General features: G+C 38.9%; 14 protein-coding genes. 5 read left to right on the top strand and 9 right to left on the bottom strand.

What is annotated here, in order from left to right:
* Positions 1-80 precede the first annotated feature (80 nt).
* Positions 81-1,319: a hypothetical protein gene (locus NIES592_RS03390; protein ID WP_073554907.1), complete on the bottom strand. Its 1,239-nt coding sequence runs from the start codon at positions 1,317-1,319 to the stop codon at positions 81-83.
* A 996-nt stretch (positions 1,320-2,315) separates the two neighbouring features.
* Here NIES592_RS03390 and fmt point away from each other — a divergent pair.
* Positions 2,316-3,323 carry a methionyl-tRNA formyltransferase gene (gene fmt / locus NIES592_RS03385; RefSeq protein ID WP_073554906.1) on the top strand — a complete coding sequence of 336 codons (1,008 nt, stop codon included), beginning with the start codon at positions 2,316-2,318 and terminating at the stop codon, positions 3,321-3,323.
* Between the two features lie 39 nt (positions 3,324-3,362).
* Here fmt and NIES592_RS03380 read toward each other — a convergent pair whose 3' ends face one another.
* A complete protein-coding gene (locus tag NIES592_RS03380) occupies positions 3,363-3,728 on the bottom strand; it encodes a DUF6464 family protein (RefSeq protein ID WP_172451408.1) in 366 nt (121 codons plus the stop codon).
* A gap of 447 nt (positions 3,729-4,175) precedes the next feature.
* On the opposite strand from NIES592_RS03380, the gene NIES592_RS03375 reads away from it, so the two are divergent.
* Positions 4,176-4,835: a LuxR C-terminal-related transcriptional regulator gene (locus NIES592_RS03375; RefSeq protein ID WP_256678056.1), complete on the top strand. Its 660-nt coding sequence runs from the start codon at positions 4,176-4,178 to the stop codon at positions 4,833-4,835.
* A gap of 33 nt (positions 4,836-4,868) precedes the next feature.
* On the opposite strand, the gene NIES592_RS03370 is transcribed toward NIES592_RS03375, so the two are convergent.
* Positions 4,869-5,351 (bottom strand): DUF4168 domain-containing protein, encoded by a 483-nt coding sequence (locus NIES592_RS03370; protein ID WP_062248638.1) that lies wholly within the window; start codon positions 5,349-5,351, stop codon positions 4,869-4,871.
* A gap of 110 nt (positions 5,352-5,461) precedes the next feature.
* The gene (gene holA / locus NIES592_RS03365) at positions 5,462-6,451 is read right to left on the bottom strand and encodes a DNA polymerase III subunit delta (RefSeq protein ID WP_073554905.1); all 990 of its coding nucleotides are present in this window, start codon (positions 6,449-6,451) and stop codon (positions 5,462-5,464) included.
* Between the two features lie 271 nt (positions 6,452-6,722).
* On the opposite strand from holA, the gene NIES592_RS03360 reads away from it, so the two are divergent.
* Positions 6,723-7,520, top strand: coding sequence for a DUF1868 domain-containing protein (locus tag NIES592_RS03360; RefSeq protein ID WP_084552206.1), 798 nt, complete (start codon positions 6,723-6,725; stop codon positions 7,518-7,520).
* 127 nt (positions 7,521-7,647) lie between these two features.
* Here NIES592_RS03360 and NIES592_RS03355 read toward each other — a convergent pair whose 3' ends face one another.
* A complete protein-coding gene (locus NIES592_RS03355; protein ID WP_073554976.1) occupies positions 7,648-8,436 on the bottom strand; it encodes an RDD family protein in 789 nt (262 codons plus the stop codon).
* A gap of 20 nt (positions 8,437-8,456) precedes the next feature.
* Positions 8,457-9,308, bottom strand: a complete 852-nt coding sequence (locus NIES592_RS03350; protein WP_073554904.1) for a glycerophosphoryl diester phosphodiesterase membrane domain-containing protein — start codon at positions 9,306-9,308, stop codon at positions 8,457-8,459.
* Between the two features lie 78 nt (positions 9,309-9,386).
* Here NIES592_RS03350 and NIES592_RS03345 point away from each other — a divergent pair, with 78 nt between their 5' ends.
* Both NIES592_RS03345 and NIES592_RS03340 read left to right on the top strand, forming a co-directional pair.
* A complete protein-coding gene (locus NIES592_RS03345) occupies positions 9,387-10,346 on the top strand; it encodes a stage II sporulation protein M (protein WP_062248645.1) in 960 nt (319 codons plus the stop codon).
* 129 nt (positions 10,347-10,475) lie between these two features.
* Complete coding sequence (locus NIES592_RS03340) at positions 10,476-10,703, top strand: helix-turn-helix domain-containing protein (RefSeq protein WP_009456239.1); 228 nt, start codon at positions 10,476-10,478, stop codon at positions 10,701-10,703.
* Positions 10,704-10,723: 20 nt separating this feature from the next.
* On the opposite strand, the gene NIES592_RS03335 is transcribed toward NIES592_RS03340, so the two are convergent.
* From NIES592_RS03335 to NIES592_RS03325, 3 genes are all read right to left on the bottom strand, one after another.
* On the bottom strand, positions 10,724-10,858 hold the full coding sequence (locus NIES592_RS03335) for a hypothetical protein (RefSeq protein ID WP_256678054.1): 135 nt from the start codon (positions 10,856-10,858) through the stop codon (positions 10,724-10,726).
* 59 nt (positions 10,859-10,917) lie between these two features.
* Positions 10,918-11,904 carry an NAD(P)/FAD-dependent oxidoreductase gene (locus NIES592_RS03330; RefSeq protein ID WP_073554903.1) on the bottom strand — a complete coding sequence of 329 codons (987 nt, stop codon included), beginning with the start codon at positions 11,902-11,904 and terminating at the stop codon, positions 10,918-10,920.
* 546 nt (positions 11,905-12,450) lie between these two features.
* Entirely contained in the window at positions 12,451-13,575 is a 1,125-nt protein-coding gene (locus tag NIES592_RS03325) for a site-2 protease family protein (RefSeq protein WP_073554902.1), read from the bottom strand.
* Positions 13,576-14,042: the final 467 nt, after the last annotated feature.

The raw sequence follows: 14,042 nt of genomic DNA, 5'->3' as shown, positions 1-14,042 counted from the left end.
CAATCCACAATCACAAAAAAAAGCCTGCGTTAGCAGGCTAAGTAAATACAGTTTTAGCTCAAATGGTATTTCAAATTACTTTACCGATAAGCGACTTGCGGTCCCGGCCAAACTTGTTTGATTGTTTCACCAAAAGTTACTGCTTTATCTGCATCTGCTGCTATGACAGTGTTACCATCACTAGCAACTGCTAACACAGGCCATTCTTCTTCGCCCATTTCACCTGTACGGAATAGGACGCTATTCGGTTGGGTTTTACTCCAGCCTAATAGTATAGCAATCTTTTCATGCTCTTGTTCTTCATGAGCAGGAGAAATGGTGTTAGTGCGATCGCTTTGTCGATCCCAAATGACTGCCCTATCTGTAGCATCAGATGTGTTAAATACGGCTTCAAATTTGCGTGCTAGGAAGCGATCGCCTTTTTCTGACCAACTTACGGGAACTAATACCCCAATAGTCCCTTGGCCATTAGCATCTTGGGATACTTTAGCATTTATTAAAGTATCCATATTGCGAGAAGTGGAAGATAATACGCGTAATTTCCTGCTTTGCCTGTCTTCTAAAAACAAAACGCTACTAACACGGCTGTTATAAAGTTCTGGTTTTACTTCTAGCTGTACACGGCTGTAAACAGCATACCTACCATCTGGGGAAACTACGGGTAGACTGCGATAATGGCGTACTCCAGAACCTTCTTTAGAACTAACAGTTTCATGGGTAGTCATGATCCAATTCCAAGGAATTGGATGAGGACTAGCGATCGGATCTTGCTGTTCCTGTTGTGCCTGTTCAGCCTGTTCAACAACTGGTAATTCTTTATACTGAGGAGCTACGTTCGTAGCTGCTTGAGGTGATGGGTTAGCAGACTTACCCATCGATATATAAATTTTATCCCCAGATAAAGACTGTATTTTTGCAGCCTTTAATTTTTCCACTAAACTTAGTTGACTAGTAGACAGCCCTCCAGACATAAAATCTGTTTGCACCTTGACTGGTGCAAGTTCTACCGCCGCCAATGAGTCATTATCGGGTATTTCGATCACCGACAGAGAATCATTTTCTACTACCCAAGACTCTACCTGATCTACTATTAATATTTGTGGTTCAGCAGCATTTACAGACATTCGCCGGGAATGATATTGGTCTGCCAAAGAGTCAACATTAGTTACTTTTGATTCTTGAGCGTGATTAGATGTGCTATTAGCATCTATTCCTGCTGAAACAGAGGCTAATTCCGTCATCATCGAAGTACTTTTAGCTGTTTGTGATTGGGCAGAGGAAGAGTAACTAGATGCGTCCACTAAGGGCGCAATCAGCATCACGACGACAACATACTTGAAGAATGGTTGCACGCGAAACCATCCTGACAGCAAAAGATGTTTAAACATTGGTTGACTCTCTAGAGGGCGGGTGCTGTGTGAGAAGAGATGCCAGTATAGTTAGAAAGTAGAGTTTGATTATATGTATAACAAAAAACTAACTGTATTCACGAAATAAATCACTAAAATTTGCCATAATTTTACAAAGCCTTGTGTATGACTTTTTACAAAAAGTTACTAGCCGACCTTCGCTAGCAAGATATACTAGCATGACACTGAATCCAGGATTAGGTGACGCTTGTCACTACCTGATAATGATTCTTGTCAATGCTAAAAGCAAGCGAAATCATCACCTAAGCATCATCCTGTAGCTATTAAGGAGTATGTGATATTAACTACTAAAGATGCGAAAGATGCGTAGGTTAAATTGGTAGATATAGCCTGTTTATTTTGTTACCACTACACTAAAATTTCCAAACAAAGGTAGATAGTGCAGCCTTGCTAAAGGAACTTAGCACAAATATCATTTAACCAAACAAATCCAAGCGATAACAATTAAAGTCTAGCCAAAAGTAATCTGTATGAGATTAACTGCAAGAAGATAAGTTTTTATGCTTACAGTGATATTGGCAACACAACCCTAGGATAGAAGCTCAGCAAAAGCAAAAGCAGCTGGCTTCTTGGAAACATTTATAAAAATTATATTGATTATGGTAGACGCTAGCCGACTTGTCGCGAGACAAAGCCAAAGAATTGGACTTGGTTGTAATAGATACAGTTGATACTGGCTTATTTGATTATTTGGCCAATTCATTATAACTCTACTAGAAAAACTCTACCAAATCTTCTTTTATAAGAGAGAGTGGGGATTGTGAGGAGTCTGTAGACGCGTAGCGGCTTCCCGTAAGGATGGAGTGTGAGGAGAGTAAATAATGAAATGACTATTGACCATTAACCATTGACTATTGACCATTGACTATTGATCATTGACAAAGCATGAAAGTTGTATTTTTTGGTACTCCCCAATTTGCAGTTCCTACTCTGGAAAATTTGCTAAATCATCCAGAATTTGAAGTACTGGCAGTTGTTACCCAGCCAGATAAGCGTCGAGGAAGAGGAAATCAATTAACACCTTCGCCGACAAAAACTGTTGCAATCACTCATAATCTGCCTGTATGGCAACCACAACGAGTTAAAAAAGATACTGAAACTCTTTCTCTGCTTCGGGAAGTTGGTGCAGATGTATTTGTGGTGATTGCCTATGGGCAAATTCTCTCTCAAGAAATTTTGGATATGCCTAAATTAGGTTGCGTGAATGTACATGGCTCGATTTTACCTAAGTACCGGGGTGCAGCTCCAATTCAGTGGTGTTTGTATAACGGGGACAAAGAAACAGGTATCACAACTATGTTAATGGATGCGGGTATGGATACTGGCGCAATGCTATTGAAAGCAACTACACCAATAAACTTATTAGATAATGCCCAAGATTTGGCAGAAAAATTAGCCACAATAGGCGCGGATTTATTAGTAGAAACTTTGATAGGTTTAGAACGTGGGGAAATTAAGCCAATTCCTCAGGATAATACTGAAGCTACCTATGCACCTTTGATTAAAAAGGAAGATTACCAATTGGATTGGTCAAAAAGCGCCATACAACTACACAATCAAATCAGAGGTTTTTACCCCAACTGTATTACCAGCTTTCGCAACCAACCAATCAAAATTACTGCAACCGCTCCCCTTGACTCTACTTACTTGCAGGAACTACCATCGGAAGTTCAGCAATATCTTCACAAAGAATCTAATGGGTCAACTTTATCAGGTAGCCCTGGGGAAGTAGTAGGTATTGCCAAGGGAATAGGAGCGATCGCACAGACTGGAGATGGTTTGTTAATTTTACGAGAAGTCCAGCTAGCTGGGAAACGTCCCCAGTCAGGATGGGATTTTGTTAATGGGATGCGTTTGAGAGTAGGAGAAGTATTTGAAAATATTAATGGATAAATGCAGAAGGCATAAGGTAGAAAGATAAATATTCATACTTCATCCTTCATGCTTCAGCTTTTCATAGTAACGGCAAGATTTGCATGGACCTTCTGGATTAACTGCACAGCGAATAATTTCTGAACGAGCATTGTAGCGACAGCTAGGATTACCAATGATCCAACGTCCATCTAACCAGCTTTTTTCTTCTGGAAGTTTGGCAAATTGCACATACAAAGCTATTTTATGTAAACGGTAGCGCCCTGACTTTAGCTGATAACGGTGACGGCGTTCTAGAACAGCATAGGTTTTTCCTTCGAGGTCAAGATAATTTCCTGGTTGCGGTGTCCAATCAAGTTTCACACTACCGAGGGACTGACGCGGATGTGTCAGAATTACCTCGGTTGGCAAAGTATCTGGCTCCATAAGCTCTTGTAATGTCATTTACATTATTTAGGATGGTAACGCACTAACTAGTGAGAACATACCGAGTTTATGTTATAGTTAACGATTCTCTAAAAAATTGTAAAAAAAAATGTAATTATAATTTGCATTGATGGGTTGGTATGTTACCTAACTTAAAGGTGTTAATTATCACTAGCTAGCAATTATGGCTTCATTGATGAGTTGTAGCTATTTGTACGGTTTATACCAAGTCAATGCTTAGTAAATATAAAATTAAAAATAAAATCACAACAGCATATTTACTAATATTTCTATATTTTTGGTGCAAATAGTAAATCTTTTAAAAAAATATCCGAAATAATTAATAAAACATTTGTATTTAAAGTATGTCAATTTAAATAAACTTTCATCTGTGCAATACATAATCTTGTTTATGGTTGCGCTTCGGCGCGATTATAAGCTAGTTTTGTGTTTTTATTCAAAAATAAAAACTTTAAAAATGATAATCAAGTTAGTATGATTACTCTCGCAAACATATCACTCCATTTCAAAGGAAATATTAAATGTCATTACTGTCAACAAGCTGATTTTTTAAAAGAAGTGATAGACAGCTTGCAAGATGGTTTACTGATTATTAGTGAAACAGGTGAACCTATTTACGCTAATGCATCAGCACATCATATATTTAATCAACTTAGCCAAGATAATTATCATCAGCACAAACTACCAGAAGCTATTTGGCAAATTTGTGAGTTATTAGTTGTAAGTCATAAGCTTTTTCCTGATAAACTACTCATACTATCTGATGAAATTTCACTTGATAGGTTAAAATTATTTCGAGTTCGTGTGAAATTACTTAATTTAGAAAAATTCAAACATTATTGCTTTCTAGTTACAATTGAAAATCGATATGAATCAATGAGAAACCTCGTTAACGCAGAAGTTACACAATACAATCTCACACAACGAGAAGCTGATATTTGGAGCCTGTATAGAGCTAGTTATAGTTATAAAGAAATTGCAGATCATTTTTACATAAGTATCAATACTGTGAAAAAACATATGAAGAATATTCACGCTAAACGTCAAATGTTCTTAGAAAGTCAATTTCCCACAAGCAGGGTGTAGAATACAGGAGTGTTATATGTCAGTAAATCTCTCCTACTGATTATTAGGTACCTTTTGCAGACGGATTAAAGTATTATAAATCTGTCGTTTTAAGTCTTCATTATTTTGTAATTGGAGAGTAATATTGTTAAATTGATCAATGCTAAGACCATTAGATTGGACTATTTGCTGAGAACGATTGCAGTAGTTTACCGCCACATCTCTAGCTTCGGATGGTAGAGATTTAAAGCTATTGGGTTCGCTACAAACAATCTTAGGAATTTCTCTATCCCCAATAATTTTCTTGATTTTGTCAAAGGCTTGCTGTCGCTCTGGCTCAATCCTTAATAAAGCTCGAGAGTAGTTCACTATATCTGTATTGTTGAGTTGAGGACTTTGAGCATTAACATTAGCTGTTGAGCTAAGTACCAAAACACTGGAGACAAAGCTAGCTATAGTCAAAGAGCGACAAAACATTATTTTAGAAAGCATTCTAGTCACGCTAGAGCGGCATAATGGTTGATACAATCTGTTCATTTGCTGCGTTCAAAAAAACTACAAATAAAATTATGTTAATTAGAATGAATAATTTTAGGAGAAAGAAGTTCCAAGAAAATACTGACTTTAGGCAACATGCATATTTTTTGTCACCTTCTTTGACATAGTTGACAAATTTCTATAATTTTTGTTTGGAGAATTAACATTTCTGCTGCTCCTTGTTTGAGATTAACTTCTAACTCTAGTAGTAGGGGTAAACAGTCAATAAGTTGCTGTAAAGAAAGCGATTTAACTTCTTGCTGTAAAAAGTAGATACGCTTGGGGTTGCTTACCTCAGCAGCTTGGGCGATCGCTTGGGGATTGCGTTCACCACTTTCCACGATCAACTTTACCCATAACCAAGTACGAAATTGACCAATCAGTGTAGCAACGATCCGTAAAGAGGGTTCACAAGCATTAATGAGGTTCGCCAGTATAGCTAAAGCCTTGGCTGTATCTCCCGACTTCATCGCTGCTGCTAATTGCAAGCTATTCTGATTAGTATTTTTAACTAGCTGAGTAACAACATCTATACCTTGTGGTTTGTTACTGTTGCCAGCGTAAAGCCGTATTTTCTCTAGTTCATTGTACAGTAGTCGTGTATCGTTGCCTACAGCCTCTGCCAAAATTTCTATAGCTTTAGGAGTTAATTTTACACCTACAGCTTGAGCAGTAGTCTGAACAGATTGCACTAATAGTTCTGTTTTCCAAGGTGGAATTAACGAAAATTCGTGGAATTCAGCAGCAAATTGTTTTAAAAGTTTAGTAGATTTGAGCCGTTCATCAGGCTTATTACGGCTAGTCAGCAATAAAAATGCATCTTTAGGAATTACTGGTAAAGTTCGCGCTAGTTCTGATAACACATTGTCTGGGCAATGTTGACAAATAGTAGTATTGACAAGCCATACCAAGCGACTACCACCACCAAAGGGTGGTGTCATCACTTCATTTAACCCAGCGATCGCAGCATCAGCTTGATCTGGGGAAAGGGTAGTATAGTTAAAACTTGCCCAGGCAGGATCAAGGACGCGATCGCGTAAAATCGCGATTGCTTTTTCCATAGCAAAATCGTCCTCACCCCAGTAAACGTAAATTGGCATGGCGAAACCTCCTGTTGAGAGTGGGGGATGGGGGATGGGGGGGATGGGGAGGTGGGGAGTGTGAGGAGTGTGTAGACGCGTAGCGGCTTCCGGTAAGGGTGGAGTGTGAGGAGCGTGAAGACGCGCAAAGCGCGTCTATGTGACGGGAACCGCCTTTTTGGGGGGCTGGACTCACCAACAACCACCAACCACCTACAAACAACCAACAACTAACTACTAACTACTACCACTAACAAATTAAAATCAAGGACAGAGTGCGAGGATATGAAAAGTGGACGACAATTATCAAACCTACCTCAACCGGGTAGCACGGATGACGCTACCAGAAGCCTTTAGAACCCAAGTCCAGCATATCCTGGAATCTTCCAAATTTCAGCCTATACACAATGGGGAAAGACAGGCTGTGTCTTTTCCGGGTTATACAGTTATTACTCCACCCCAGAAAGAAGAGACACAAAACTCTAATTTCTATACTCAGTTGCAGAGTTATCAACAGGAACTTTTGCAGTTACCTGTTGCTGGTGATCTGATTGTACCCGTACCGCCTGCTAGCTTCCATGTAACTTTGGCAGATTTAATTTGGGATAGTGCTTTTAGTGATGCTTGTGAAAAAAATCCTGAATACGAACAACAGTTACGTTCTTGCTTTGCTGAAATTTTTCAGCAATATCAACAATCTTTGACACGACGTGTTGTTCATCCCATTCGTTGGCAAATGCTAGGACTCATGGTGATGACGAGAGCTGTGGGTGTTTGTTTAGTACCCCAAGATCAAAACTCTTACGAAGAAATTGTTAACTTTCGTCGGGCAATTTACCAAAATCCTAACATCATGACTTTAGGTATCGAACAACAGTATCATTTTACCGCCCACGTCACCTTAGGCTATTTTGGGGAAATTTCACCAAATTTAGATCGCGATCGCCTTGCTACTCTATTTTCACAGTTGAATCAACAATGGTTATTAAACACACCAGAATTTCTGATCCACCGTGCAGAATTGCGGAAATTTGACGATATGACCTATTATTATCGCCAAGCAGATTGGCCAGCCCTAAATTTTAGTTAGTTAATTGTCAATGGTCAATTGTCAATTGTTGATGGTCTATTAGTAGCTAGTAGTTATTGTTTACTATTTAGTGATGACTGGTTAATTTTTAGTAGTAATCGAATGACTAATGACTAATAACAAATGACTATTGACCAAAATTTGAACTTTGCTGATAACTCAGATAAATTGCTTCTAAAAATAGATCAGGACTGACATTTTCTGGCACTTTTTCTAAGTTAATAATCGCTTTTACCTGTTTAGCTAATTGTAGAGCCACGGAATTTCTGGCTTTCGCCGCCATGCCACTACGTCTAAGCAAATATTCACGAATCACAGCAAAATCATCAGGTAACATCGCTGAGATATTGGCTGTTTGCAACAATTGCTCAGAGATAGGTTTAGCTTGTTCCGAAATCGTCAATGTAGATACAGGTCTTGTTTGTGCTTGAATCACAACTGTACCAGCTATCCAGTCACCTAAACGTTTTTCACGGCGACCGAAAAGAATAAAAAAAGCTCCTAAAAATAAGGTATCGTCAATAGGCCGCAACAAAGCACGCAGAGCCGCTTGCTGTAATCCTACTGGTTGACCATTGTCCTTAATCACACGAATTTTGGCAATTCGTTTGCCAGGAGTTTGGCCATGCCAAAGAGTTTCAAAAAAAACAAAATATCCTGTGTAAACAAAATAATTAACTAAAATAGCGATCGCCAAAAACCAAAGACCAATATTTTCAGAACCAACAATATTGCTTAACCAATCGATGAGCTGAAAAGCAATTGCTACCCAAGCAACTAGGAAAACAACTAAAATTAAAGCCAAGACATGATAGTCAATCACTAAAGCCCAAGCACGACTACCAATCCCTGCTAAAACAAATTCAAGTTCTACACTTTCTGGTGTTTGGTATTTAACACGATTAAAAATATGCATTGCAATCAAAGCCAATTTTTTTAGATTTCGTAATCGCGTAACTTTAAGCCTAAACCCTCTTTCCGACTCCTCAAGTCATAGTATATTACTGCTTTGATCGCTTGCCAGAATGGTAAAACTACCGCACCGCTAGCAAAACTTAAAGCCAAGATTATCACAGCAAACAGAAGTCCAAAACCAGAGTTTTGTTCTAGTAAAGGTGTAAAAATTAATTGCACAATAGTACTAACAATCTGAACAACAATTTGAATCGGTAACGTAATCAAAAAAGCAACAAAAGAAATTAAAATAATTCGCCACACGTAACCCTTCGTTAATTCCCAACTCCGAGCAATTGTTGACGTCCCATCAACATTATCTTCAATTGCCAGAGGAACCTCCACCAAATAAAACCGTGTAGATATCCACAAAACTGCTACAAGCGCCAAAATGCCAACCACAAAAGCAAGCAAACCTAACATTAGATATACACCAATATTAGCTTGTTGATTTAATCCCCCAACCAATACTGCTGATAAAACACCAAAAATAGCAAATACAATTACAACACCAATCAAAATTCCCATACCCACAAGTAACATGAGTAGTATGTTGATTAAAAATTGCCATATTCTAGAATTGACGAAACGCTGCCCTGATGAAATACTTTCGGGTTGATTGACTAATTCAGCAAAAGTCAGACGAGAGATCAATGCAGAGAGGGCATAAAATTTTGCCCAGCCATAAATCGGAACAAGCAACCACACATAAGCTTTTAGAGCTAACAAAAAATAATCTTTTAGGTGGGAGCGATATATTCGTATTCCCGCAGTAATGACGTTACCAAGGCTTAGTGGTTCTATGGGACTAGGAGAACCCAAATTATAAGACATACACTGCTCCTACTTTTAATCTACTGTGTTGAATTGAGGCTATCTTAAGCTAAGTAAAAGCTAGTGTTCCTAAAATTTATGAATATTCAACGTTGGATTGCTAGGCGAGAAGCAAATTGGCTACGTCTGGAAGTTTTATTAAAACAGGCAGAAAAAAAAGGGTTAAAATCACTGCCAGCTTCAGAAATCAGGGAATTAGCGAGTTTATATCGTTCTGTATCAGCAGATTTAGCCCGCGCCCGCACCCAGCAAGTCGGTAATATTCTGATACAGAATTTACAATTATTAACAACGCGTGCCTACACGCAAATTTACCAAGGTTCCCGTCGCCAAGAGTGGCAAGCAGTACTGCAATTTTACAGTTGGGGTTTGCCATCTATAATACAGCAGACATTCCCGTATATTGCCTTTGCTACTGCCCTATTTTTGTTGGGGGCGCTGGTTGCTTGGTGGTATGCTTGGCAAGATCCAAGCTTTATGTCCTTAATAGTGCCTGAAAGCATGATTATTAAGGTGCGGGATGAGCATGAGTTATGGATGGGATCAATTGTTGGGATTGAACCTTTGGCATCTAGCAATATTATGATTAATAATTTATCGGTGTCATTTGGTGCTGTTGCTGGTGGAATCACCGCTGGAGCTTATACAGCATTTTTAATGTTATTTAATGGTTTATTAATTGGTGCTGTTGGCACTCTGGTAGGACAAAACAATCTTGCCTATCCTTTTTGGGCATTTGTATTTCCCCACGGTTCTATAGAATTACCTGCTATTTTTTTTGCTGGTGGTGCAGGATTTTTAATTGGCAAAGCGCTTTTATTTCCTGGTAAGTATCGCCGTGCTGATGCATTAAAATTCTACGGTTCTCTGGCAGTGCAGCTAGTATTTGGGATAGTGCCAATGTTAATTATTGCTGGTACAATTGAGGGCTTTTTTTCTCCTAATCCCCGCGTACCATTACCATTAAAATATCTGGTTGGGATGGGGTTATTTGTGTTTTTAGTTTGGTATTCCAATCGTAAGAAAAAACAAATATAGGATTGGTAATTGGTAAGATGAATTTTCTTTATTTTTGCAATGTACTAAAAATTTTTAGTTTGCTAGCTAAAAATTTATGGTGTATACTTAGATATATAAGTTTCAGTGTTTGTGTAAATAAGTGCGATCATGCGAATAAGACAAGTCAAAGAAATTGATATTGAGGGATTGGGCGATCGCATCAAACAAGCTCGACTAGATTCCAAGAAGTCTCTGGAACAGATATGCGATGAGGTTGGTGTGTCGCGTACTTACTGGTACGATATCGAAAAGGAAACTCTCAAAGGAGCGCTCTCAATTGAGAACCTGCGCAAGATAGAGGAGGCATTGGAGGTTGATTTTGGCGTGGAATTCTAAGAAAGGAGGACTTTGAGCTTTTAGGGTAAACTGTAAGCTACTGCTACCCATTCATCTAATCTTTCACAATCGATAACCTCGAATCCTTGATTTTTTGAGGATGTTGTGACTGCATCCTCATAATCGATGCTAAAACCGGATAAAATCAATTTCATATTTTCTTCCTTCAGGCTTAGTAGTACAATATCTGCTGTGGTCATATATGAAGCGATCGCTATCCCAATAAATACTCAGCAGCAGCTAACCCAGACAAAACAGCACCTTCAACATCTGGTTGAATAAAAGCATCCCCACATATAACTATTGGCCCTGGTTTAGTCACCACGAGATAAGGTTCACCGTATACTGTCTGTGGTTGGCTGTAACGCCAACGATGGACTTGGTAATCGATCACCGATGAGCCAAGCCACGGTGATGCAGCTTCTAAAAGTTGATTGGCAATGACTGTATTATCTATGTCCCAGTGGATTTTGCTAAATTCGGAAGTGGCGTGCAGTGTCACCGCGTTACCTTGAGGTGAAATTCCTTTTTTTTGATTGCAAGCAATCCAACTTAAGAGAGTTCCATCTAAGTACATACCACCAGGACTTGGAATCTGACTAGGTTGTGCCAATAATGCCAGTAATGCTATACAAGGATGGTAGATAACTTCTTCTAGCCGATGTCTTGTTTCTGGTGGTAATTGTATTTGCGAACGATCCAGTAGTTCCAGAGTTTGGGGTAATGGTGGCGTCAGTATTAACACATCTGCTAGGAAGGTTTGGTTATTTGCTGTTAGTACCTGCCAATGATCGTCTTGCCATGCAAAACTGATTGCTTTTATATTTGTATGGACATCCAAATTTTCAGCCAAGTGCTGGGCGATGCTGCGGTTACTGTTGACTCCTCGATAGTAAACTTTTCTACTCAAAATTTGCTGATTAAGTGACCATTCCTTAACGATTCCTTCTTGAATCCAGCTATTTACTAAAGCTTGAAACTTGGGATCTTGGGCAGTGAAACATTGAGCGCCGTAATCAAAAATACCTTCGCCATACTGAGAATTTCTGATGCGACGAGTTGCCATTCTGCCACCAATTGCCCGACCTTTATCAACTACAGTAACTTGCATGTTGCGATCGCGTAGTACTGTAGCTGCAATCAAACCAGAGATACCACCGCCAATTACTAAACAAGAGGGTGTTGAGGCTTTTTGAGTCATGAATCAAACCTGACTGAAAAAAGGGGTATGGGGGAGTAAGGGTGTAGGGGTGTAAGAATCACATTTTTATTCACCTTGGTGTAGTCGGTTTATGGAGTCTAATTAAGATTGTCTCAAATTTTCCCATAGTTTCTTTTTGAGAATAGTTATCGTTTGATGACAGCCAAGACATGAATTAGAAAAATGTAAATTTTTAATTAATTGGAAGGTACAGCTAATGTGAATGAAGTGGAGATGGGGGTTTATCGCGTTTGGTAAAAATATGATGTTTTAGAAATCGACCACAGATGTAGACGCGCAAGCGGCTTCCCGCAGGGTACACAGATGGACACAGATGAACAGAGATGGATTATTCGTTTGCATTCATTTCAAAGTATGTTTTTAATTTTCCGAAATTCAGAGAACGGGTTTGGTAGTTATATACAGTGCTTAACGATCTATAACTAACTTTTTATAAGTAAACTATGGGCAATATAGCCCCACTCTTTCTCAACAAAAAACCCAGTCACGATGACTGGGTTTTTGTATTGCAGGACATACCAGAGATTATGCAGGATTGGTTTGCATTCTGTTCTGTAGTAAGTTAATGATTGCAGCTTTTTCTAAGATTCCGACTAGTACGCCATTGTCACGAATCACGGCTAGCGAAGACAATCTATGTTGTTCGAGTCGTTGGATGACATCTAACAGGGGTTGGTCGGATTTTACTGTGCTAGACGCTTCGATTGGTCGCATGATCTCTTTGATTTGAGTTGCTGTCCACTGTCCTACAGGAATTGATCGCAGATCATCAATATTGATTGTTCCTAATAGTTGTCCGTTGTCATCTGTAACTAACAAGCAACGCCAGTTTTGCCATTTAAATAAACGTTCATCGGCAAATTCTCTGAGGGTAAGATGAGCAGATACAATTGGGCTATCAAGAGTTACTGCATCTGCTGCTGTTAATCCTGTCAGTTGTTCTTGCGCTCTAGCGAATTGGGCTGCGTTACCAGCATTTTGTAACAAGAAGAAACCGATTAATAAGTTCCAAAAGCTAGCAAAGCTACCAAATAATACTAGCGGTAGTAAACCAGAGGCGATCGCTATCCAACCAAAGATTTGTCCAACTCGGCTGGCAAAAACTACACCTTTGTAAGGATTACCTGTTATTTTCCATACAATTGCTTTCAGTATGTTGCCGCCATCCAAAGGCAAGCCGGGAATGAGGTTAAACAGCGCTAATGCCAAGTTTACAGTGGCAACTACAGCAAGAATCGCTGCTAGTGGCCCAGATACCGCAGTCCCAAAACCAATAGCTGTAAAGATACCGAATAGAATTAAGCTAACTAAAGGCCCAGCGATCGCTACCCAAAAAGCTTCAGCTGGAGTTTTCGATTCTTTTTCTAAGCTTGCCAATCCACCAAATATAAATAATGTGATTGATTTGACATCAATTCCTTGACGAATGGCAACAAAGCTATGTCCTAGTTCATGAGCAACTACAGAGCTGAATAACAGTAGCGCTGTCATTAATCCTAGTAGCAAAGCTAACCCCGCACCTAACTGGGGAAATTGTGCGACTAGTCCACCGCTATAACTCCAAGTTACTAAACCCAAGACTAAAAACCAGGATGGATGGATATAAAAGGGAATCCCAAACAGGTTGCCAACGCGAATTGTGTTATTCATGCTGTTTACCTTTGATTTCAGCTATTAGAGGTTTTTTCCTCTTATGGCTCTATCGTAACGAAATATTAAGCAATTTTAATCTTACTCACTGTAGTGGTGTCCGTCCTTCTAGGTGCGGTTTCACGACTTTTAGGGATAGTTGGGAAGCAAATGGGGGCAACCATGAACAATAAGAACCCCGACTTCGCAGGAGTTGTCGGGGTTCTGAGTCTCTCAATTTTCACAATTCATTTAAGATGCTATGGATATCAAGTATTTAAAATAAAACTATAAATATTTTACAGTAATTACTTTTATTTTTATTAAATAAATAGGACTTTTGTATTTATATTTTAGGGAAATAGTATCAATTATTTTCATAAACTGGAATAGGAACTCTTTGGTAAATAAAATTTAAAATTTATTAGGTATTAAAACTTCATTTTCATAAGATTTGTATTTGTTAAAGACTACCACCTCTCTATATT

It is taken from the genome of Fischerella major NIES-592 (assembly GCF_001904645.1).
Classification (GTDB): domain Bacteria; phylum Cyanobacteriota; class Cyanobacteriia; order Cyanobacteriales; family Nostocaceae; genus Fischerella; species Fischerella thermalis.
This window is presented reverse-complemented; position numbering and strand designations above follow the sequence as displayed.